Origin of the sequence: Lentilactobacillus laojiaonis, assembly GCF_020616595.1 — a bacterium.
In the GTDB taxonomy this organism is placed as follows: domain Bacteria; phylum Bacillota; class Bacilli; order Lactobacillales; family Lactobacillaceae; genus Lentilactobacillus; species Lentilactobacillus laojiaonis.
In genome coordinates this window covers 509,772-530,183 of record NZ_CP085278.1, presented here as the reverse complement: position 1 = coordinate 530,183, position 20,412 = coordinate 509,772, and the positions used below count along the sequence as shown (strand labels likewise).

General features: G+C 32.1%; 21 protein-coding genes and 1 pseudogene. 2 read left to right on the top strand and 20 right to left on the bottom strand.

Annotated features, from left to right (window positions below; all coding sequences use genetic code 11):
• Window positions 1–18: 18 nt before the first annotated feature.
• Both LHL71_RS02830 and LHL71_RS02825 read right to left on the bottom strand, forming a co-directional pair.
• The gene (locus LHL71_RS02830; RefSeq protein WP_227361511.1) at window positions 19–1,707 is read right to left on the bottom strand and encodes a DAK2 domain-containing protein; all 1,689 of its coding nucleotides are present in this window, start codon (window positions 1,705–1,707) and stop codon (window positions 19–21) included.
• Window positions 1,708–1,742: 35 nt separating this feature from the next.
• Window positions 1,743–2,105: an Asp23/Gls24 family envelope stress response protein gene (locus LHL71_RS02825; protein ID WP_227361510.1), complete on the bottom strand. Its 363-nt coding sequence runs from the start codon at window positions 2,103–2,105 to the stop codon at window positions 1,743–1,745.
• Between the two features lie 220 nt (window positions 2,106–2,325).
• Here LHL71_RS02825 and rpmB point away from each other — a divergent pair, with 220 nt between their 5' ends.
• Window positions 2,326–2,511 (top strand): 50S ribosomal protein L28, encoded by a 186-nt coding sequence (rpmB, locus tag LHL71_RS02820; RefSeq protein WP_227361509.1) that lies wholly within the window; start codon window positions 2,326–2,328, stop codon window positions 2,509–2,511.
• Window positions 2,512–2,597: 86 nt separating this feature from the next.
• On the opposite strand, the gene LHL71_RS02815 is transcribed toward rpmB, so the two are convergent.
• From LHL71_RS02815 to gmk, 11 genes and pseudogenes are all read right to left on the bottom strand, one after another.
• The gene (locus tag LHL71_RS02815) at window positions 2,598–3,251 is read right to left on the bottom strand and encodes a thiamine diphosphokinase (RefSeq protein ID WP_227361508.1); all 654 of its coding nucleotides are present in this window, start codon (window positions 3,249–3,251) and stop codon (window positions 2,598–2,600) included.
• Window positions 3,252–3,255: 4 nt separating this feature from the next.
• The gene (rpe, locus tag LHL71_RS02810; RefSeq protein ID WP_227361507.1) at window positions 3,256–3,909 is read right to left on the bottom strand and encodes a ribulose-phosphate 3-epimerase; all 654 of its coding nucleotides are present in this window, start codon (window positions 3,907–3,909) and stop codon (window positions 3,256–3,258) included.
• Between the two features lie 10 nt (window positions 3,910–3,919).
• The gene (rsgA, locus tag LHL71_RS02805) at window positions 3,920–4,810 is read right to left on the bottom strand and encodes a ribosome small subunit-dependent GTPase A (RefSeq protein WP_227361506.1); all 891 of its coding nucleotides are present in this window, start codon (window positions 4,808–4,810) and stop codon (window positions 3,920–3,922) included.
• Between the two features lie 293 nt (window positions 4,811–5,103).
• Window positions 5,104–5,994 (bottom strand): annotated as a pseudogene (pknB, locus tag LHL71_RS02800) (Stk1 family PASTA domain-containing Ser/Thr kinase); the annotation flags it as partial.
• Window positions 5,987–6,736: a Stp1/IreP family PP2C-type Ser/Thr phosphatase gene (locus LHL71_RS02795; protein ID WP_227361505.1), complete on the bottom strand. Its 750-nt coding sequence runs from the start codon at window positions 6,734–6,736 to the stop codon at window positions 5,987–5,989. The gene LHL71_RS02795 and the pseudogene pknB, both read right to left, overlap by 8 nt.
• A gap of 13 nt (window positions 6,737–6,749) precedes the next feature.
• Window positions 6,750–8,096 carry a 16S rRNA (cytosine(967)-C(5))-methyltransferase RsmB gene (gene rsmB / locus LHL71_RS02790; RefSeq protein ID WP_227361504.1) on the bottom strand — a complete coding sequence of 449 codons (1,347 nt, stop codon included), beginning with the start codon at window positions 8,094–8,096 and terminating at the stop codon, window positions 6,750–6,752.
• Window positions 8,089–9,039 carry a methionyl-tRNA formyltransferase gene (gene fmt, locus LHL71_RS02785; protein WP_227361503.1) on the bottom strand — a complete coding sequence of 317 codons (951 nt, stop codon included), beginning with the start codon at window positions 9,037–9,039 and terminating at the stop codon, window positions 8,089–8,091. Before fmt ends, rsmB begins: the two co-directional genes overlap by 8 nt.
• A gap of 15 nt (window positions 9,040–9,054) precedes the next feature.
• Window positions 9,055–11,454 carry a primosomal protein N' gene (priA, locus tag LHL71_RS02780; protein ID WP_227361502.1) on the bottom strand — a complete coding sequence of 800 codons (2,400 nt, stop codon included), beginning with the start codon at window positions 11,452–11,454 and terminating at the stop codon, window positions 9,055–9,057.
• A gap of 13 nt (window positions 11,455–11,467) precedes the next feature.
• Window positions 11,468–12,664: a bifunctional phosphopantothenoylcysteine decarboxylase/phosphopantothenate--cysteine ligase CoaBC gene (coaBC, locus tag LHL71_RS02775; RefSeq protein ID WP_227361501.1), complete on the bottom strand. Its 1,197-nt coding sequence runs from the start codon at window positions 12,662–12,664 to the stop codon at window positions 11,468–11,470.
• Between the two features lie 77 nt (window positions 12,665–12,741).
• The gene (gene rpoZ, locus LHL71_RS02770; RefSeq protein WP_227361500.1) at window positions 12,742–12,954 is read right to left on the bottom strand and encodes a DNA-directed RNA polymerase subunit omega; all 213 of its coding nucleotides are present in this window, start codon (window positions 12,952–12,954) and stop codon (window positions 12,742–12,744) included.
• Between the two features lies 1 nt (window position 12,955).
• Window positions 12,956–13,570 (bottom strand): guanylate kinase, encoded by a 615-nt coding sequence (gene gmk / locus LHL71_RS02765; RefSeq protein ID WP_227361499.1) that lies wholly within the window; start codon window positions 13,568–13,570, stop codon window positions 12,956–12,958.
• Between the two features lie 191 nt (window positions 13,571–13,761).
• Here gmk and LHL71_RS02760 point away from each other — a divergent pair, with 191 nt between their 5' ends.
• Window positions 13,762–14,037 (top strand): hypothetical protein, encoded by a 276-nt coding sequence (locus tag LHL71_RS02760; protein ID WP_227361498.1) that lies wholly within the window; start codon window positions 13,762–13,764, stop codon window positions 14,035–14,037.
• Here the strand turns inward: LHL71_RS02760 and recN are convergent.
• From recN to LHL71_RS02725, 7 genes are read right to left on the bottom strand one after another with little or no spacing between them, the layout of a single operon-like run.
• Window positions 14,034–15,749: a DNA repair protein RecN gene (gene recN / locus LHL71_RS02755; protein WP_227361497.1), complete on the bottom strand. Its 1,716-nt coding sequence runs from the start codon at window positions 15,747–15,749 to the stop codon at window positions 14,034–14,036. The genes LHL71_RS02760 and recN overlap by 4 nt on opposite strands.
• Before the next feature lie 27 nt (window positions 15,750–15,776).
• Window positions 15,777–16,232 (bottom strand): arginine repressor, encoded by a 456-nt coding sequence (locus LHL71_RS02750; RefSeq protein WP_227361496.1) that lies wholly within the window; start codon window positions 16,230–16,232, stop codon window positions 15,777–15,779.
• Window positions 16,233–16,248: 16 nt separating this feature from the next.
• Entirely contained in the window at window positions 16,249–17,070 is an 822-nt protein-coding gene (locus LHL71_RS02745; protein ID WP_227361495.1) for a TlyA family RNA methyltransferase, read from the bottom strand.
• A gap of 2 nt (window positions 17,071–17,072) precedes the next feature.
• Window positions 17,073–17,960 carry a polyprenyl synthetase family protein gene (locus LHL71_RS02740; protein ID WP_227361494.1) on the bottom strand — a complete coding sequence of 296 codons (888 nt, stop codon included), beginning with the start codon at window positions 17,958–17,960 and terminating at the stop codon, window positions 17,073–17,075.
• The gene (locus LHL71_RS02735; RefSeq protein WP_227361493.1) at window positions 17,953–18,195 is read right to left on the bottom strand and encodes an exodeoxyribonuclease VII small subunit; all 243 of its coding nucleotides are present in this window, start codon (window positions 18,193–18,195) and stop codon (window positions 17,953–17,955) included. Before LHL71_RS02735 ends, LHL71_RS02740 begins: the two co-directional genes overlap by 8 nt.
• A 1-nt stretch (window position 18,196) precedes the next feature.
• The gene (gene xseA / locus LHL71_RS02730; RefSeq protein WP_227361492.1) at window positions 18,197–19,543 is read right to left on the bottom strand and encodes an exodeoxyribonuclease VII large subunit; all 1,347 of its coding nucleotides are present in this window, start codon (window positions 19,541–19,543) and stop codon (window positions 18,197–18,199) included.
• Window positions 19,533–20,399: a bifunctional 5,10-methylenetetrahydrofolate dehydrogenase/5,10-methenyltetrahydrofolate cyclohydrolase gene (locus LHL71_RS02725; RefSeq protein WP_227361491.1), complete on the bottom strand. Its 867-nt coding sequence runs from the start codon at window positions 20,397–20,399 to the stop codon at window positions 19,533–19,535. Before LHL71_RS02725 ends, xseA begins: the two co-directional genes overlap by 11 nt.
• Window positions 20,400–20,412 lie beyond the last annotated feature (13 nt).

Below are 20,412 nucleotides of genomic sequence, written 5' to 3'. Positions count from 1 at the left end.
TATTTTTCAATATTTTTATTATTCGACTGATATCAAAAATGGATAGATTGGTTGATCGCCCTCATGAACTTCAATTTCAAGTTCATCATCCAATTTAAGAATTTCATCTTTTATATTATTAGCAGTCTTTTCATCTGTATCAGATCCCCAGATAATAGTAATAGCTTCGCTAGTATCATCTAACATTTTAGCTACCATTTGTACAGTAGACTCAGTTAAACTATCATTAACAATTTCAATTTTACCATCAACAATTCCCATATATTGATCTTTTTTAATGGTTAAATTATCTAGTGTAGTATCTCTAACAGCAACTGTTACTTGTCCTGATTTAACAGTACCAAGGTTAGCTTCCATAGAAGCCCCATTTTCTTTTAATGAGGCCATTGGATTATAACCTAGCATAGCAGTAATTCCCTGTGAAATAGTTCTACTATGGATGATTTCCGTTGGTATTTCAGAAACTTGGGCTGCTTGTTCAGCAGATAAAAAGATGTTTTTATTATTTGGTAATACGATTACTTTTTTAGCATTTGATTCGTTAATAGCATTAACAATATCTTCGGTACTTGGATTCATAGTTTGGCCACCACTAATAACATTAGTAACCCCTAAACTCTTAAATAGTTTAGTTAATCCTTCACCAGTTGAAACTGCAATAACAGCCGTTTCCTTAGTTTCAGTACTATCATCAGCTTCTTCTTGGTTTAAAGATTCATCACGTTCGATAATTGTTTCTTGTTGCAAACGCATGTTATCAACTTTTACTTTAGCTAAATCACCAAATGATTGTCCCCAAGCAATTACCTTACCCGGAAATTCAGTGTGAACATGCACTTTTACAATTTCTTCATCATTAACAACTAATAATGAATCACCTAAATTAGATAAATAATCATAGAATTCTTGATATTCAAATTCATGTTCAACTTGTTTACCACGACCAATTCTAACCATGATCTCGGTACAATATCCATAAACTATATCTTCAGGATTAAGTTTACTTTGGACACTTTGGTGATGAGCCGAATCAATCATCTCACTCATTTCAGAATCATTAGGTTGATATACTTCATCACTTTTAGCCTCACGACCATTTAAAATATCATCAAAAGCTTCTAATACAAAAGTCAATCCTTGACCACCAGAATCTACTACTCCAACTTGTTTTAAGACTGGAAGTTGTTCTGGAGTTTTTTCCAAAGCATCTTTAGCATTTTGATAAATCGCATCCATAACTACAGCAATATCATCAGTTTGTTTAGCAGTATCTTTACCGGCTTGGGCACCCATTCTAACAACTGTTAAGATAGTTCCCTCGGTAGGTTTCATTACAGACTTATATGCTGTTTCTGTAGCTGATACAAAAGCATCAGCTACATCTTGCGCTGTTAGGAATGATTTTCCATTAGTTGATTTTGAAAACCCACGAAAAATTTGTGATAAAATTACGCCTGAATTTCCACGAGCACCCATTAGTAATCCCTTAGCAAGAGCATTGGAAAGGTCACTAACTGAATCACTAGTTTCTTTATTTACATAATTTTTTCCACTAACAAGTGAAAGACTCATATTAGTTCCAGTGTCACCATCAGGAACCGGAAAAACATTTAATGAATTAATAAAATCAGCATTTTTATTTAGTTTGCTGGCTGCTGCATCTACCATCGCAATAAATTCGGTATTGGTAATTTTGGTTACTTTCAACTACTTATCCTCCTTGGTTCGTGCGTAAAATTATATTAATCTGATATAACTTGTACGCCCTGGACAATTACATTAACCGAATTAGCAGTTACGCCTAGCATACTTTCTAGATTATATTTTACTTTTGATTGTACATTCTTTGACACTTCAGAAATTTTAGTTCCGTAGCTTACAATAATATAAACATCAACAGTTATATCATTATCAATTTGTTTAACTTCCACACCTTTGGAATAATTGTCTCTTTTTAATATATCATTTACGTTATCGCGTAATTGATTCTGGCTAGCCATCCCAACTACTCCATAATTATCAGTAGCTGCACCACCAACAACAGTGGCAATAACATCATTATCAATGTCTACCATGCCTAGTTGTGTTTTAATCTTAACGGCCATGAGCAATAGCCTCCTTAGTAATTCTATAATAGTTATGATAATTTATATTACCACAATATTAATAAAAACTAAAACCCATTCCTTAATTTATTATCTACTGTCAAGTAAAATTACTTGAAAGAAAGGTATTGCAAAAACAAGGTAATTATGATAAATTATTCAAGTGGAATAAAGCAATGTTTTAAATATAAAACTGCTAAAGAAAGGGGATTGGTTACCCATGGCAAAAGATTATATTACTGGTAAAAGAACTCACTTTGGTAACAAACGTTCACACGCCTTAAATGCAAGTCGTCGTAGCTGGAAGCCAAACTTACAAAAAGTTCGTATTTTAGTAGATGGTAAACCTAAAAAAGTTTGGGTTTCTGCTAGAACTTTAAAATCAGGTAAAGTTACTCGAGTTTAATTTACTCACACTAAAGGCCAAGCTAATTGGTCTTTTTTTATTTAATAAAAAAGAGTCGGATAATTAATTTATCCGACTCTTTTTGTTTAGTTATCTTTACTTTGAATAACGCAAACAATCCCCTGGTCAAAACTAAAACTTACAGTATCCTTAATAAATTCATTACTTGCAAATGAAAATGGATAATTGCCATTAAAATTTTTCAAGGTATATTTGGCATCATCAATATTAAAATTTTCAACCGGCGTCATTAATACAAATCCCAAATATTTTTTACCAGGTTCTTTTTCAATAATGTATTCTCCTGGTAAAAAATAGTTAATAGTATTTTGTCGATCAATAATTCTAATCTTAGATACATATTTTTTAAACCGCGGTTCTAGAACTAACCATAAATTAGAAAGTAAGTGATCAATTCTTCCACCTGTAGCCCCATATATATCAACTCGATCAGCGTGATATTCATCAATAGCAATTTTTAATCCTAATTGGGTATCTGTATCATCCTTTTCAGGAATTGATTTTCGAATATCCTTTACAGATTGACTAACTAAATTAAATTCACTTGAAGTCAGCGAATCAAAATCACCAATTGCTACTAGAGGAGTTATTCCCATATTAAGTAAATATAGGTTTCCACGGTCAATCCCCAACCAATCACCCGTTACCTGATTAAGTTTTAAAGTATCTGGCCAAAGCTCACTGGGACCACCAACCAATAAATTTAAATGCTTGGTCATGAGCTTATTTAGTAACGTCTTTTAGTAATTGAACTTTTTGAGCTGGATCAGCATCATTAAACACATATGAACCAGCTACAGCTACAGTTGCACCAGCTTTATAAGCATCCACAACTGTTTGATCATTAACTCCACCATCAATTTCAATATCAAAATCATAACCCATTTTTTTCTTCAAATCGTCTAATTCGGCAATTTTCTTAATAGTTTCAGGAAGGAATTTTTGACCACCAAAACCGGGGTTAACAGTCATAACTAATACTTGGTCAACCATATATAATACTGGTTCAATTGCAGAAACAGGAGTTCCTGGATTAATTACAACTTCAGCTTTAGCGTCTTTGTCTTTAATCATTTGTAAAGCACGGTGAATATGTGGAGTTGCTTCTACATGAACTCCAACAATATCTGCACCGGCTTCTACAAAATCATTTACGTATCTTTCAGGTTGTTCAACCATTAAATGAACATCCAATACCATATTAGTAACTGGTTTAATAGCTTTAACCCAACCGGCTCCATATGAAATTGCTGGTACAAACATTCCATCCATTACATCAATATGTAAATATTCGGCACCTGCATTTTGAACTAATTCAATATCTTTTTGTAAATTAATATAATCTGCACTTAAAATAGAAGGAGCTACTTTAATCATTATAAATTCCTCATTTCTTATAATTTGGTTTACGATTTTTTATATCGGTATATAGTAATAGATAATTTTCATATCTACTATGCATTATTATACCAGCTAATACATCAGTTTTAACCTGGCAATCTGGTTCATTTACATGCACACATCCTCTAAATCGACATAGTTTAGAAGCCGATTTAAATTCTGGAAAATAGTCTGCTAATTGTTTAGCATCAATTTCAAAAGTATCGTATGAAGAAAATCCTGGTGTATCTGCAATTAATCCATCATTTACATTTAAAAGTGATACCTTACGAGTTGTATGCTTACCACGGTTTAACGATTGAGATATTTCTCCAGTTTCTAAATTTAGATCTTTTGAAAGGTGATTCAATAAAGTCGACTTACCAGCACCAGTTTGTCCCATAATTACATTTTCCTTATTAGCAAATAAGCCTCTTAATTCATCAAGAGATTCATCAGAGAATGGAGTCGCTGGTAAAATAACCGCATAACCAATTTCTCGATAGTTTTCAGCAACGTTAATAAAGAATTCAAATTGTTCATCACTCAATAAATCAGTTTTTGAGAAATAAATAATTGGTGTGATATGGTTAATTTCTAATGCAACCAATTGACGGTCTAATAAATTGCTAGAAAATTCTGGTTGAGTAGCAGCAGTCACAACAATTGCTTGATCGATATTCGCAATTGGTGGCCGAACCAATGAATTTTTTCTAGGGAGGACATTTAATATGTATCCTAAATTATCATCATCCATTTGAAACTCAACATCATCACCTACAATTGGAGAGATGCCTTTTTTTCTAAAATTACCTCTAGCTCTTGTACGATAAATTTTTCCATCTGAAAAAACGTCATAGTATCCGGCCAATAGCTGGTAAATTTTTCCTTTTTTCAATATATCACCTCACTTAAAAAATCACTTCTCTTATATTATAAGAGAAGTGATTTAATTTTGCAGTAACATTAGTCTATATTATTAAATTTGGAGATAATTACATTCTCTATGTTGCTGATTAAATCTTTATTAGGAATAGTCAAACTGTGTATCTTACTATTTTTAGCTAAGAAAAATCCGCTAAAAAATATTATTAAAATAGCGATCAAGGCAATCACTATCCATACATTTTTTATCTTGGTTGCTGGTGCAGATTTTTCGTTGTCCTTTTTTTCGTCATTAATGGGCATAAACGGCATGACTTTGGTTTCATCATCATCTTCATTGATATCATTAGATATAAATTTAGCAACGTTAGCATTGGCGTCATCTAGTGAAACATCTAATTCTTTCATCATATCCTCTACATTTTGATAACGTTCATTAGGATCTTTAGTGGTAGCTTTTAAAACTACATTTTCTAATGCCTGAGGAATTCTAGGATCAAATTCTCTTACAGACGGAATAGGCGATTGCGAATGCTGGATCGCAATGGAAATAGCACTTTCTCCATCAAAAGGTACCTTTCCCGTCAATAATTCATACAAAATAATCCCTAAAGAATAAATATCTGACTGTCTAGTAGCCATGCTTCCTTTGATTTGTTCCGGAGATAGATAGTGAATAGAACCAATGATATTTCTAGTTTGTGTCATTGTATTTTTTGATTCTGCTCTTGAAATACCAAAATCTGTAATTTTAACATATTTTTCTTCATCGATTAAAACGTTTTGCGGTTTTAAATCACGATGAATAATATTATGATTATGAGCTTCTCCAACCGCTGAACATAATTGTTCCATAATGTCTACAACTTCGGCATATGGAATTGGGAAACGTTCTTTAATGTATTGCTTTAAATTCTGACCATCAACAAATTCCATAACTAAATATTGAATTCCATCATCTTCATCAACATCATACATTCCTACTATATGATTGTTATCTAATTCTGAAGCTGCCATAGCCTCCTGCTGGAATCTTTTTTGTGCCTGTGTATTACTACGGAAGTCTAGTCTTAAAATTTTAATAGCAACCTTACGATTGAGATACCGATCATCTGCTAAATATACATCTGCCATCCCGCCTTTACCTATATGATCAATAATTTCATAGCGATCATTTAAAATAAAAGCTTTATTCATCGGCATTTACCTCCGAATCTTTTTGCATAATTAGTACAGTAATATTGTCTTTACCACCATTTTCATTAGCTAAATCGACCAGTATATTACATTTATCAATTAGTGGAATTTCTAAAGCTAAAGTTTGCGCAATTTTTTCATCGCTTACCATGTTAGTCAATCCATCTGTACATAGTAATAACTGATCGCCAATTTCAGCATTGTAAATTCTGAAATCTGCAGTAGCATCGCGATTTATACCCAAACTCTTAGTAATTATATTTTTGTAGGGATTATTTTGAGCTTCTGCTTTAGTTATATCACCATGCTTAACTAACTCATTTACATAAGAATGATCTTCAGTTATTTGAGTTAGTTTATTATCATGAAATGCATATGCCCGACTATCACCAATATTTAAAATTAAGCTATTATAATCTTTTACAGCTGCTGCAACCATGGTAGTACCCATGCCATACAAATTTGCATCGGCATTAGCTTCATCAATAATGGCACTATTTTCTGACTCTAATTGATAACCAAACCAACTTTGAAGTTCTTCTGGACTGGTAAAACTTGTTTTTTCAAACTTTCTACCAATATGGTTTACGGCCATCTTAGAAGCAATCTCACCAGCGTTATTGCCACCAATTCCATCAGCAATTACCGCTAAAATTGTGTTTGAAGCATTTTTAAACGTACCAACGTTATCTTCATTTTTATCACGTACTCTACCTTTAGAAGATTGATAAGCAATTCGCATAGTTTCAACTCCGTTAATTTTTTCTTATTAAATTACATACAAAGAATCCATCAGAAAAGTAGTCATCTGGATAAATATTTAAAAATAAGTTTTCACGATTTGCCTTTAAATTCATTTTGGTTTCAGTGAATTTAACTTCAAATCCTGGGTTTTCTTGAATGAATTTATCAATTACATCTTGATTTTCTTGATTAACAATTGTGCAAGTACTATAAGTAATCATACCATTAATTTTTACTTTTTTGGCAACTGCATTAAGAATTTCTAATTGAACTGACTGAAGTTTTTTAACATCATTAATACTTTTTTCATATCTAATTTCTGGTTTACGTCTTAATAGACCTAATCCTGAACATGGAGCATCCACTAAAATTTGATCAAACGTTTCATCTTCAAATTTAGTAGAAACTTTTCTGGCATCTAATGCAAGCAGCTCAACAACATCATCTACTCCAAGGCGATGCGTATTATAGTTAATTTGTTTTAATTTATTTTCGTGAATATCTAAAGCCACTACTTTTCCACCGGCGTTTTTATCTAATTTTTCAGCAATTTGAGTGGTCTTACCACCAGGAGCTGCACAAGCATCTAAGATAAGCTCATCGGGCTTGATATTCATTGATTCTACAGGAAGCATGGCACTCTCATCTTGGATAGTTAAATAACCATCTTTAAAAAAGCTACTATTAACGACTGAATGATTATCTAATAACAATCCACTTAATGACACCTTGCTATCGGTAACCTCATAATCTTCTCTAAACAAATCATCTTTTAAAATATCTTTATCGATTTTTAGTGAATTATATCGTACCGAATGACTAGGTGCCTCGTTTAAAGATTTTAAAATAGTAATTGTTTTATTTTCACCAACTTGTTTATGCAACTGCTCAATAATCCAAACTGGTACGCTATATTCGATTGACAAACGTTTTATTTTATTTTTTATGTTTGCAACTTGAGGCAAGCCTTGACGATCGATTTGATGTAAGACCCCTGTTACAAAACGTCTTATTCCATCATGTCCCATATTTTTAGCAATTTTAATACTTTCATCAAAAACCGCATGTTTTGGAATTCGATCTAAGTATTCTAATTGATAAATCGCAGTATATAGTAATTCGGTAACCCAACTATCAATTTTTTCTGGATTTTTAATAAAGGGCTTTAATTGATATTCTAAAGTTAATCTATGCTGAATAACTCCATAAACGATATTAGTATATAAATTTGCATCATTAACGCTCATATTACTATTTTTAATAGCTGCATCAATTTGAAGATTTGAGTAAGTTCCACTTGATGTTTTAACAAGGGACTGCACTGCTAATTTTCTAGGATTGTTTGTTGAGTTATTCATTAATTATTACCTGTTGTCCTTCTTTTATACTCTGGCCGATACCATTCAAATAGTCACCAATTTTTTGTTTAGGCTTGCCTGCAGGTTGTAATTCCAAAATAGAAATTACGCTATTTTCTCCTGCTGCAATCCATAATTCTTTTTTGGTTTTCTTAACTACTTCGCCATACTGCAAATCAGTTGATTGATCAATTATTTCAGTTTTCCAGATTTTAGTTCGTTTTCCGTTAAGGAAAGTATATGCACCTGGGTTAGGACGTAGCGCTCTAACTTTAGCATCTACTAACACTGCTGAAACAGAAAAATCCAGTACTTCTTGTTCTGGAGTAATATTAGGTGAAAAGACTACTGCTTGTTCATCCTGTTTAATAGGTTTGATAGTTTGATTAATTATTTTCGGTAAGGTATCAATTAATAGGTCACGACCAACGTAACTTAATTTTTCAAACATACTTTCTGTATCATCATCACTAGTAATATCAATCGCCTGTTTAGCAATCATATCACCGGCATCCATTTTCTTAACCATATACATAATGGTTACACCTGTTTGCTTGTCATTATTCATGATAGCGTATTGAACAGGGGCGCCTCCACGATATTTAGGAAGCAATGAACCATGAACGTTAATTGCCGCAATTTTAACTGATTCTAGTAATTTAGTGGGTAAAAATTGACCAAATGCTGCTGTAACAATAAAATCAGGTTGCATTTGAATAATTTCATCCATTTCTTGACTACCACTAATTTTACTTGGTTGTAAAACTTTGATACCTAATTGTTCTGCCAATACTTTAACTGGAGATTTTTGAATTTGGTGCTTTCTTCCAACTGGCTTATCTGGTTGGGTAACCACCGCTTTAATTTCATAATCATTATCAACTAATGCTTGTAAAATTGGTACTGAAAAACTAGGAGTTCCCATAAATACGATTGAAGTCATTTTATATCACTTTCCTTACATAAAATCTATTGGATCATTATCAATTGAAAATTGTATATCATTTTTTCCCTTTTTTTGTGAACCATTCAATAATTGATTTAAAGTATCTTTCAAATTCGGTTCGTTTTGATACTTAATGATGATTTGATAGTAATATCGATTATTAACTCTAGTTATTAATTTAGGAGTTGGTCCTAGAATAATCGCTTTACTAGATAGACGCTTTTTTAAAAAATTAAAAACAGAGAACATAGTTTGCATAGTCTGGGTTTCAATTTTAGAGCTAGCTGTTAATTTAATTGTATAGTAATACGGTGGATAATTTCCTAAATGTCGAACGCGCATTTCAGTTTTATAGAATAATTCATAGTCTTGGATTTTAGATAATTGAATTGCATAATGGTCGGGATTATAGGTTTGAATAATTACCTCACCTTTTTTATCAGCACGTCCTGAACGTCCAGCAACTTGAGTTAATAATTCAAAAGTACGCTCACTAGAACGAAAATCCGGAAATGCCAAAGCAGAGTCAGCATTTAAAACTCCCACTAAAGTTACATTGGGAAAATCTAATCCTTTAGCAATCATTTGGGTTCCTACCAATATATCAGCTTCATGATTTCCAAATTGATTGATAATTTTTTCATGCATTCCCTTTTTTCTGGTTGTATCTACATCCATACGTAAAACTCGAGCATCTGGGTAAAGGTTTTTAACTTCTTCTTCAAGTTTTTGACTACCCATCCCAAATGTACGCATTCGTTTACTGCCACAATTTGAGCATTTATCAGGGATACTTTCCCTATGTCCGCAATAATGACAATTTAACGTGTGAGTATCTTTATGCGTGGTCAATGTAATATCACAATTAGGGCATTGAGGGACAAATCCACAATCTCGACACATTATAAAGTTAGAGTATCCTCGACGATTAAGCATTAAAATAACCTGCTCATTTCGATCGATTCGTTTTCTAATAGCCACTTGTAAGGCACTGGAAATTCCGCCACTATGAGTTGTAATCTCTTCTTTCATATCCACAATTGAAACTTCTGGAAGAGCCTGATTATTAATTCTGGTAGGTAGTGACAATAATTTATACAAACCTTTGTGAGCCCGGGCCCGAGTTTCTAAAGACGGTGTAGCACTCCCTAAAACGACTGGACAATGATTATATTTTCCTCTCCATTTAGCCACTTCTCTAGTTTGATATCGTGGATTTTCTCCCTGTTTGTAACTACTATCATGTTCCTCATCGATAATAATTAATCCAACATTTTCTAAAGGAGCAAAAATAGCCGATCGTACGCCTACTACTACTTTGGCTTGGCCAGAATTGATTCTTTGCCACTCATCAAACCTTTCACCATCTGACAGTGAACTATGCTGTAAAGCTACCTCATTACCAAATCTTCCTCTAATTCTTTCAACAATTTGTGGCGTTAATGTTATTTCAGGAACCAGTAATAAGGCGGTTTTTCCAGATTTCAAAGCAAAATCGATACTTTGCAAGTATACCTCAGTTTTTCCAGACCCAGTTACACCTTCTAACAAAAAAGTTGTATCGCTTTTATTCTCAATAGACTTAACAATATGATCAACTGCATTCTGTTGAGACTTATTGAGACTAAAGGGGGTAGTTTTTTTAGCCTTACTTGCAAACGGATTTCTTTGCTTTTGAACTAGATATTTATCCAGCCATCCCTTTTTAACAAAATTATTAATAGCATCCATAGTAATTCCCATTTTGATTACTTTTGAGACAATCAGTTCTTGATTAGGGTTTGATTGTAATAGATCTAATAATTTCAATTGAGAAACAGCATTTTTTCTAATTTCATTAACTTTACTTTTTAATTCTTCATTAGATAGCTTATTTTTAATCACGTTAATCATCATCGGTTTAGCATTTTGCAGAAGCTCATAGTTAACGCTAACTTTATTTTGCTTTTGAAGATCCAAAATTATACTGATATCTTCAGTAGATAGCTGGTCACTATTATATTCAATTTCATTATTGCCATTAAATATCTTAGGATATTTTTCAACTACCTCGCTACTAAGAGCCTTAATAACTTTTTTAGTTTTTACATGTAAACTTCCAGGCAACATAGTCTGTAAACAATTAATTTTAAACGAATAAGTTTCTGATGCTAACCAATCTGATAGTTTTAATAACTCCGAATTTAATTGAGGAATTAAATCGATTAAAGAAATTATTTCTTTTAATTTACCATTAAACTCAGTGGAATTATCTATTCCAACAACAAAACCAGTTATGTGTCTCTTACCAAAAGGAACAACCACCCGCATACCTAGTTTAATTTGATCACTTAATTCGTTAGGTATTAAGTAACTGTAACTGCTATTAGTTTGTCTAGTAGGAACATCTACAATAACTTGGGCTATTTGCAATCGTATTCCTCCTCTAGTTCAACAGTTGTGACATTATATCAACAATTTGCTTAGCTATTATATCTTTTGAAGCTAGCTCTGATTTAACTTGTTTTCCATCCTTAAAAATATAAGTTACTTGATTATCATTAGAATTAAAACCAATTCTTTTATCCGAAACATCATTAGCAACAATTAGATCCAGATTTTTATTTTTAATTTTTTTAACCGCATTTTCAATAAGATCATTAGTTTCTGCTGCAAAACCAATCATCACTTGATTATCTTGTTTATTTGATCCTAAAGTTTTTAAAATATCAGGATTTTTAACTAGCTCAATACTTAAATTGTCATTATCAGCAGTCTTCTTTATTTTATGATCAACGACCCGCTTAGGCCTAAAATCTGCAACCGCAGCGGACATAATTAATGCATCAGCACTTGAAAAGGCTTTTTGAGTTTCTTCTAATAGTTCTGTTGAGCTTTCTATTTTTAAAATTTTAACTCCAGAAGGTAATTTAACACTAACCGATCCAACCACTAATGTAACGTTAGCCCCTGCATTTCGAGCAGCTCGAGCAATTGCAATTCCCATTTTTCCAGAAGAATCGTTAGATATATATCTAACTGGATCAATTCGTTCCTTAGTACCACCCGCAGTAACAACAATATTTTTACCAGCTAATGGTGCCTCAAAAAAACTATCTAGCCAGTTAAGTATTTCTTCTGGTTCAGGAAATCTTCCTTTACCAGTGTATCCTTCAGCTAATAATCCATTAGCCGTCTCCATAATAGTTATTCCGTCATCAGATAATTGTCGTAAATTTCTAACAGTCGCTGGATTATCTAACATATGGGTATTCATGCTGGGAATCACAAATTTTGGAGCTTGAGTTGCTAGTAAAGTAGTACTTGCCATATCATCAGCAATACCATTAGCCATTTTGGCAATTATATTGGCAGTAGCCGGAGCAATGATAGCGACATCAGTATCGTCAGCGGTTTTAATATGTGAAATGCTTTTCGGATCGTTTTCAACAAATACATCCGTCAACACTTCGTTTTTAGTTAGAGCTTGAAAGGTTAATGGTGATATAAATTTTTGGGCATCCTCAGTCATAACTACTTTAACTTCGTTACCATTCTTAATTAACAATCGTGCTAGAATTAGGGACTTATATATGGCAATACTTCCAGTTACATATAAAGTAATCTTTTTATCTTTTAACATAAATTTTCCCCCTTAATCTCAAAACCCCCAAAATCGGAATTTTCCAATCTTGGGGGAAACTTTAATTAAACTGATTTTTAATTAAAATCCTTGGCATTTGGATCAATTTTTAAAACGCCTGCTTCAATTTCTTCTAAAGCTTTACCAACAGATTTTTTTGATTTGTATTCATTTAATAATGGTGTAGCACCACCATCTAATTCATGAGCTCGTTTACTAGCTAACATAATTAATGAATATCTTGAATCAATTTTGTCTAATAATTTATCAACAGATGGGTATAATAACATTTTATTTATCTCCTAACATTAATTCATAATCTGGCATAACTCGTGAAACGCGTAAACGTTCACTTTTTATAATATCTTTAATTCTTTCAACAGCATTTTCTACTTTATCATTTAAAACTGCATAATCATAATTTCTCATCATGCGAATTTCTGATACGGCTTTTTCAATTCGCTTGTTAATAACATCCATTTCATCAGTACCACGTCCAATTAGACGGTTTTTTAACTCCATTAAATCCGGTGGAGTTAAAAAGACGAATACGGCATCCGGACAATTTGCTCTAACTTGCATTGCTCCGTTAACTTCAATCTCCAAAAATACATCTTTTCCAGAATCTAAAGTTTCATTAACATATTTCAATGGTGTTCCGTAATAATTATCAACATACTTGGCATACTCTAGCATTTCACCATTACGAATATTTTCTTCGAATTGTTCTTTAGAAACAAAATAGTAATCTACACCATTTACTTCTCCGTCACGAGGTTCTCTAGTTGTCATTGAAGTTGAGTATTCAAAATCAACATCAGGTTCATCAAATAGTGCTTTTCTTACTGTTCCTTTACCTACTCCTGATGGACCAGATAAAACAATTAACATTCCTCTTTTAGCCATTAAAAAAATCCCTTCGCATATTTGTAATACTATCAATTATCTACTTTTTTAATAAATTTTACAAGACTTTTATAAATTGCAATTTAATTCTTGCTTACACAAACATTTGTTCGTATAATTATAAATGTACTAACATAGTTGAGGTGATTAATTTGCAAAGTAAAGTTTTTTATTCCGAGTTCAATTCTATAATGAAAGATAATTTTAAAAAAGTACATAATTTTTTAGATTTTCCAAATCATTTTATTCAAATGCCTCAATTTCAATTAGAAGTATTTTTAAATAAATCCATAAAAAAAGATTACATTGTTAAGATTATTTTCAATAATTTAGACATTTCATTAGTTGGTTCAATTAGTAAATTGAACGATCAATACATTATTAATGTAATTAATAGCAATATAACCAAAATTTTAAATGTTGATACTATTAAAACAATTAATTTAGTAAATAAAAAGGCAGACTAATTATCTGTCTTTTTATTTTTTCTAATTTCGTTTTTTTCTTTCTCAGCTAACTCTAATAATTCCTCAGCATGCGTTTTAGTAATTTTAGTAACTTGAGTTCCTGCTAACATTCTAGCGATTTCATTAACTTTTTGTTTAAAATCTAATAGAATCATTTGGGTTTTAGTCCGGTCATTTATGACTTCTTTTTTTATTAGATAATGTTGGTCACTCATAGCTGCGACTTGCGGCAAATGTGTAATACATAAAACTTGGGACTTAGTTGAAATCGTGAAAATTTTATTACCAATAGCTTGAGCAACTCTTCCCGATACTCCTGTATCAACTTCATCAAAGATTACAGAAGTAACTCCAGAAGCCCTAGCAAAAATAGTTTTTAAAGCCAACATAATTCTTGAGAGTTCACCACCTGAAGCAGACTTAACTAATGGTAACATTTTTTCTCCGGGATTAGTTTGTATATAAAACTCAACCCTATCCTTACCATTAATAGTAAATTGTGGTAACTCATTAATTCGAACTTCAAATACGGCCTTTTCCATATATAAATCGGCCAACTGTTGCTGAACTACCTTTTCAAGGCTAACAATTGATTGTTTTCGCACGGCGGTCAATTGATCAGCTAGTAATATTAATTTTTTCTCTTCATCTAACAACTGCTGTTCTAAATCATCACCATTAGATTGAAATACTGCCATTTCATCCAACTCGCCTTTAATTTGGTCTAAATAATCTAAAATTTGTGAAATAGAATCACCATATTTTAATTTAAGATTACGAATTAAATTTAAACGCTGATCTACATACTCTAGACGTTCTTGATCAAACTCTAATGTAGTTAGTTGATCAGATATTTCATTGCTAGCATCTTGTAAGGTATAAAATGAAGTCGACAGTTCATCACTAATTTGTTTAAAAGCTGGATCTAAATTTTCAATAGACTGTAAAGCGCTCATCGCCAATCCGATTTGATCTAAGGAACTCCCCATTTCACCACCATTGATATTTTGAAATCCATTCATTAAAGTGGTATGAATTTTTTGGAAGTTAACCAGTTTATTCTTCTCATCTTCTAATTCGTTATCTTCATCTTCTGATAGTTCAGCTCTTTCAATTTCATCAATTTGAAATTTCAACATGTCCATTCTTTGAGCCCATTCTTTTTCATTACTACGCTTATCAGCAATTTTTTTCTTTAATTTCAAATATTGACGATATTTTAGTTCATACTCCGTCATTAAATTTTCAATTTTTGATCCAGCAAAATTATCTAGTAAATTAATGTGATAATCAGAATTCATCAATTCCTGATGTTCATTTTGACCTTGAATACCTACAATAGTTTCACCAATTCGTTTCAAATTAGTGATATTAACTAAAATGCCATTTATTCGGCAACTATTCCTACCATTTTTAAAAATTGACCGTTCAATAATAATATCTCCATCGGTATGGTCAATTCCTAATTCATCTAAGATATTATAAGTATAACTATTAGCGGACAACCTAAAATGACCTTGTAGGATAGCTTTATTGGCTCCTGATCTAATTAGATCATGTGAACCTCTTCCACCAGCTAAAAGGCTTACTGCATCGATAATAATTGATTTACCAGCTCCTGTTTCACCAGTTAGAACGGTCATCCCTTTTTGGAAATCTACATCCAAATGTTCAATAATTGCAAAATCAGTAATTGATAACTCCAACAACATTTTATAATCAACTCCACTAATATAAACTCAATAATTCCCTAGATCACTTAATATATTAAAAATACGTTTAGTTGCATCTTCATTTTTACAAATTATCAATACACTATTGTCATCGCCCACCGTAGCAAATACCTCTTGATAATCGATCTTGTCAATCAAGTTAGCGATAACTGGTCCACTACCAGGCAAAGTTTTTAAATTGATAAATTCATTTTGCTTAGCAATTCCGACAAACGAATCGCTTAAAGCTTGCTTTAGTTTAGCTGCGACTCCGTTATTAGATTTATTAGGCAAACTATAGTAATAGTTACCACTTTTTGATGGAACTTTAACCAGCTGCATTTCCTTAATATCTCTCGAAATGGTTGCTTGAGTAGTATAAATTCCTAATTGCTCTAATTTATTAACAAAATCAATTTGATTTTCAATTTCATTATCTTTCAAAATCTTTTTAATAATATTTTGGCGTTCAATTTTTTTCATTAAATAACCTCAAAAATTAATTAATTTCTCTTTTTAAATCGCTATAAGCTGAATTAATAACCTCATCTACTGAAATTTTATTATCAATTACGGCATTATCAGTTGATTTTAAGTGAACTAAGAATTCAATATTCCCAGATCCCCCTTTAATTGGAGAAAAATCTAATCCAATTACCGAAAATCCACTCATTACTGCAAAATCCATTACCTTGTTAATAACATTTTCGTGCACTTTACGATCTCTAACAATTCCATGTTTACCAACATTTTGTTTTCCTGCCTCAAATTGAGGTTTAATAAGTGCTACCACTTCACCACCATTTTTTATAATTCCTTTTAGCGGTGGCAAAATTAATTCTAAGGATATAAACGATACATCAATTGATGCAAAATCAGGTTGTCCATCTTTAAAGTCATCTAATTTACTATATCTAAAATTAGTATGCTCCATAACAATTACTCGTTCATCTTGGCGTAATTTCCAGACTAATTGGTTACTACCAACGTCTAAAGCATAACTTAATTTAGCACCATTTTGTAACATTACATCAGTAAAGCCACCCGTTGATGAACCTATATCTAATACCGTTAATCCTTCAACATCAATATTAAAAACTTTTAGAGCCTTTTCGAGTTTTAATCCTCCTCGACTAACATATGGCATTGGTTTACCTTTAATATGTAGTTCGGTTTCAACGGATATTTTTACTCCCGGCTTATCTAGTCTTTCCTCATTATCACCCAAAACTTCTCCGGCCATAACAGCTCGTTTAGCTTTTTCTCGCGTATCAAATAATCCTTGTTCCACAAGTAAAACATCCACTCGTTTTTTTTCCATTTTTAATCCTCAATATTTAATTCAAAATAAGTAAAAAAGCTATTTAACAAACTAATATCAATTTGTTGACTAATTTTATCTAAGCTTTTTTTACCCATCTTAATAGTTTCCATTAATTTTTTTTGCGCTCCGGCTAACCCTAACAAATTTGTGTAGGTATTTTTATCTTGGTCTTGGTTTACTGGCTTTCCTAGACTAGCCTTATCGCCAACTACATCCAAAATATCATCATATATTTGAAAAGCCAATCCAAAACTATCCGCAAATTTCAATAATTCTTTTTTTAATTCATCTCCATGGCCAATAATTATACCGGCTAAAACTGAATAATGTATTAAATCCCCAGTTTTTCGTCTATGTAACGTTTGGAGTTGCTTAAAATCTAATTTAGTTTTACCTTCATTAAAAATATCGATGCCCTGACCAGCTACCATACCTTTAGGACCAGCTGCTTGAGCAAGTGCCTTTACTAATTTAACCTGGTCATTTATTGGAAGATTATTATTCACTAACCATTGGAAAGCTAGCGTCTGCAAACCATCTCCAGCTAAAGTTGCCATCCCTGAGCCAAAAACCATATGGTTAGTAGGTTTTCCACGTCTTAAATCATCATTATCCATTGCGGGTAAGTCATCATGAATTAAAGAATAGGTATGAATTAATTCAATAGATAAAATCGGTAACAAATCCATATCATTAATCTCTATCCCCAGTGATTTTAAAGTGGCTAACGTTAATAAAGGTCGTAACCTTTTACCACCAGCATCCACCGAGTAAGCCATTGATTCGCCTAATGTTTTTTGGTCACTATTTTTAACAACGTTATTGGCTAAAGCTTCATTGATTATAGGTGTCCATTCATTTTGAAATTCCAAAAGTTGCTTATTCATCAATCTCTCCATCTTGATCAACTTTTTCAAATGCAGATTCATTTCCATCTTCATCAATCATTTTAGCCATTGTATTTTCTGCATTAGTTAATGTACTTTGCAATGAATTACTTAATTCGATTCCCAATTTGAATTTTTCTAATGATTCCTCAAGTGGAACGTTACCTTGTTCCAACTGACTAACAATTTGTTCTAATTCATTCATTTTTTCTTCAAAAGATTTTTCTTCGGCCATGTTATTTCACCTCATTATTTGAAATTTGTATAACTTTCGCTTCAATTACCCCATCCGATAAGTTTACTTTAATTTTATCATCAGATTTAGTGTCATTAACAGAATTAATTAGCGTATTATCTTCATTGGTTACGTAAGAGTATCCTCGTTGCATTATTTTTAAAGGGCTCAAATGATCTAAAGAACTAATAAGTAACTCAAAATCTTGGCGTTTATTATTCATAATTTTAGTGATGTTTTGGGTTAACTTAGTATTCAATAAATCAAGTTGTTGCTGATTACTAAGAATATTTTTATGGGGATTTAGTCGTTCTAATCGATATTTTAAATTATTTAGTTGATCCTTTTGTTTATTTAATAACTCTAGTTCTTGTGAAACTAGGCGTCGCTTACTAATATCTACTTGCTGGCTATAAACCTCATAGATACGTTGTGGATTTTTAAAAATAATAGAATTAGTCGATCGTTGAAGCCGAATTGCTTGATTTTTTATTTGGTGATTTAAATAATTTACTAAACGCACCTTTAAATTTTCTATATCTGTTATTATTTGGCTCAACTTAGGTACCGCTAGTTCAGCAGCTGCTGTTGGCGTAGCTGCTCGAACGTCTGCAACTAAATCCGCAATGGTTGTATCCGTCTCATGACCTACTGAAGAAATTATAGGAATATGACTATCATTAATAGCTCGGGCAACTATTTCCTCGTTAAATGGCCATAAATCCTCAATAGATCCTCCACCACGACCAATGATCATAGTGTCAAAGCCACCTAATTCATTAACTTGATTAATCTTATTAGTAATATCTAAAGCTGCCTTATCACCCTGTACTACGGTTGGAAATAGTACAATTTGTGTAATTGGAAAACGCCTTCTAACAGTTGTAATAATATCCCTAATAACTGCCCCACTAGGTGATGTTATCACGGCTATTTTTTTAGGAAAACTTGGTAACTGCTTTTTGGGCGTATTAAAGATACCTTCTTGAGCAAGCTTATTTTTTAATTGCTCATAGGCTTGATACAATTGACCAATTCCATCTGGTTCCATGTGATCAATATAAATTTGATAACTTCCCGAAGGCTCATAAACTGATAAATGGCCCGTTACTAAAACTTTCATTCCTTCTTCAGGTTGAAATTTTATCTTATTAAATGCTGATTTAAACATTATGGCATTAATTTTAGCATGTTCATCTTTTAAACTAAAATATTGGTGAGAATTTGGTCTCAATCTAAAATTTGAAATTTCACCTGTTAAGTAAACTTTACCTAAATAGGGATCTGCATCAAATTTACGCTTGATATATTTAGTTAAAACACTTACTGATAGGTAATTATTCTCCATTTTCTTTACTCCATTTGGTTAATTCAACAGTTTGTTGCATTAAAGTGGCAATGGTCATCGGGCCAACTCCTCCAGGTACAGGAGTAATATAACTTGCTTGATTTGAAGCATCTTCAAAATCTACATCACCAACTAAATGACCATTTTCATCTCTATTTTGACCTACGTCAATAATTACAGCACCTTTTTTGAAAGCATCTTGTCCTAACAAATGTACTTGGCCAGTAGCTGAAACTACTATATCGGCATTTCGTGTATATTCATAAATATCTTTAGTGTATCGATGAATAATGGTAGTTGATGCTCCGCGATTTAATAATAAAGCTCCCATAGGTTTACCTACAATTGCACTTCTTCCAATAACTACCGCATTTTTTCCTTTAATATCAATATTATAGTAATCCAACATAGTTATAATTCCCTTAGGTGTGCAAGCCACTGGATAATTTGTTGAATCATCTAAAAATAATTTACCTACATTTAAAGGATGAAAACCATCCACGTCTTTTTTAGGATCAATTGCTTTAGTTATTTTTTTCTCGTCAATGCCACTAGGAAGCGGATCTTGAACTAAAATACCATTAATTTGATCATCATTATTATACTTATTAATTAAATCGATTAGCTCATTTTCACTAATCGTCGCAGGTTGGCTATCAACAATAGAATTTATGCCTAATTTTTGAGCAGTTCGATGTTTATTTCTTACATAACGATAACTTGCTTCGTCATCACCAACAATAATAACTACTAGTCCAGGAACAATATTATCTTTAACTAATAGTTTTTTTACTTCATCGCTAGTTTTCTCGTTTAATTCTTTAGCAATTTTTTTCCCATCAATTATTTTTGCCATAATTAATCACCTC

Bases quoted from the DNA above. Each gene is read 5' to 3' on its own strand.
- LHL71_RS02825 (WP_227361510.1), bottom strand. From the start codon at position 2,105: ATGGCCGTTAAGATTAAAACACAACTAGGCATGGTAGACATTGATAAT.
- rpmB (WP_227361509.1), top strand. From the start codon at position 2,326: ATGGCAAAAGATTATATTACTGGTAAAAGAACTCACTTTGGTAACAAA.
- LHL71_RS02815 (WP_227361508.1), bottom strand. From the start codon at position 3,251: ATGACCAAGCATTTAAATTTATTGGTTGGTGGTCCCAGTGAGCTTTGG.
- rpe (WP_227361507.1), bottom strand. From the start codon at position 3,909: ATGATTAAAGTAGCTCCTTCTATTTTAAGTGCAGATTATATTAATTTA.
- LHL71_RS02795 (WP_227361505.1), bottom strand. From the start codon at position 6,736: ATGCGAATTGCTTATCAATCTTCTAAAGGTAGAGTACGTGATAAAAAT.
- rsmB (WP_227361504.1), bottom strand. From the start codon at position 8,096: ATGAATAACTCAACAAACAATCCTAGAAAATTAGCAGTGCAGTCCCTT.
- fmt (WP_227361503.1), bottom strand. From the start codon at position 9,039: ATGACTTCAATCGTATTTATGGGAACTCCTAGTTTTTCAGTACCAATT.
- coaBC (WP_227361501.1), bottom strand. From the start codon at position 12,664: ATGTTAAAAGATAAAAAGATTACTTTATATGTAACTGGAAGTATTGCC.
- rpoZ (WP_227361500.1), bottom strand. From the start codon at position 12,954: ATGTTATTATACCCATCTGTTGATAAATTATTAGACAAAATTGATTCA.
- gmk (WP_227361499.1), bottom strand. From the start codon at position 13,570: ATGGCTAAAAGAGGAATGTTAATTGTTTTATCTGGTCCATCAGGAGTA.
- LHL71_RS02760 (WP_227361498.1), top strand. From the start codon at position 13,762: ATGAAAGATAATTTTAAAAAAGTACATAATTTTTTAGATTTTCCAAAT.
- recN (WP_227361497.1), bottom strand. From the start codon at position 15,749: ATGTTGTTGGAGTTATCAATTACTGATTTTGCAATTATTGAACATTTG.
- LHL71_RS02750 (WP_227361496.1), bottom strand. From the start codon at position 16,232: ATGAAAAAAATTGAACGCCAAAATATTATTAAAAAGATTTTGAAAGAT.
- LHL71_RS02745 (WP_227361495.1), bottom strand. From the start codon at position 17,070: ATGGAAAAAAAACGAGTGGATGTTTTACTTGTGGAACAAGGATTATTT.
- LHL71_RS02740 (WP_227361494.1), bottom strand. From the start codon at position 17,960: ATGAATAAGCAACTTTTGGAATTTCAAAATGAATGGACACCTATAATC.
- LHL71_RS02735 (WP_227361493.1), bottom strand. From the start codon at position 18,195: ATGGCCGAAGAAAAATCTTTTGAAGAAAAAATGAATGAATTAGAACAA.
- xseA (WP_227361492.1), bottom strand. From the start codon at position 19,543: ATGGAGAATAATTACCTATCAGTAAGTGTTTTAACTAAATATATCAAG.
- LHL71_RS02725 (WP_227361491.1), bottom strand. From the start codon at position 20,399: ATGGCAAAAATAATTGATGGGAAAAAAATTGCTAAAGAATTAAACGAG.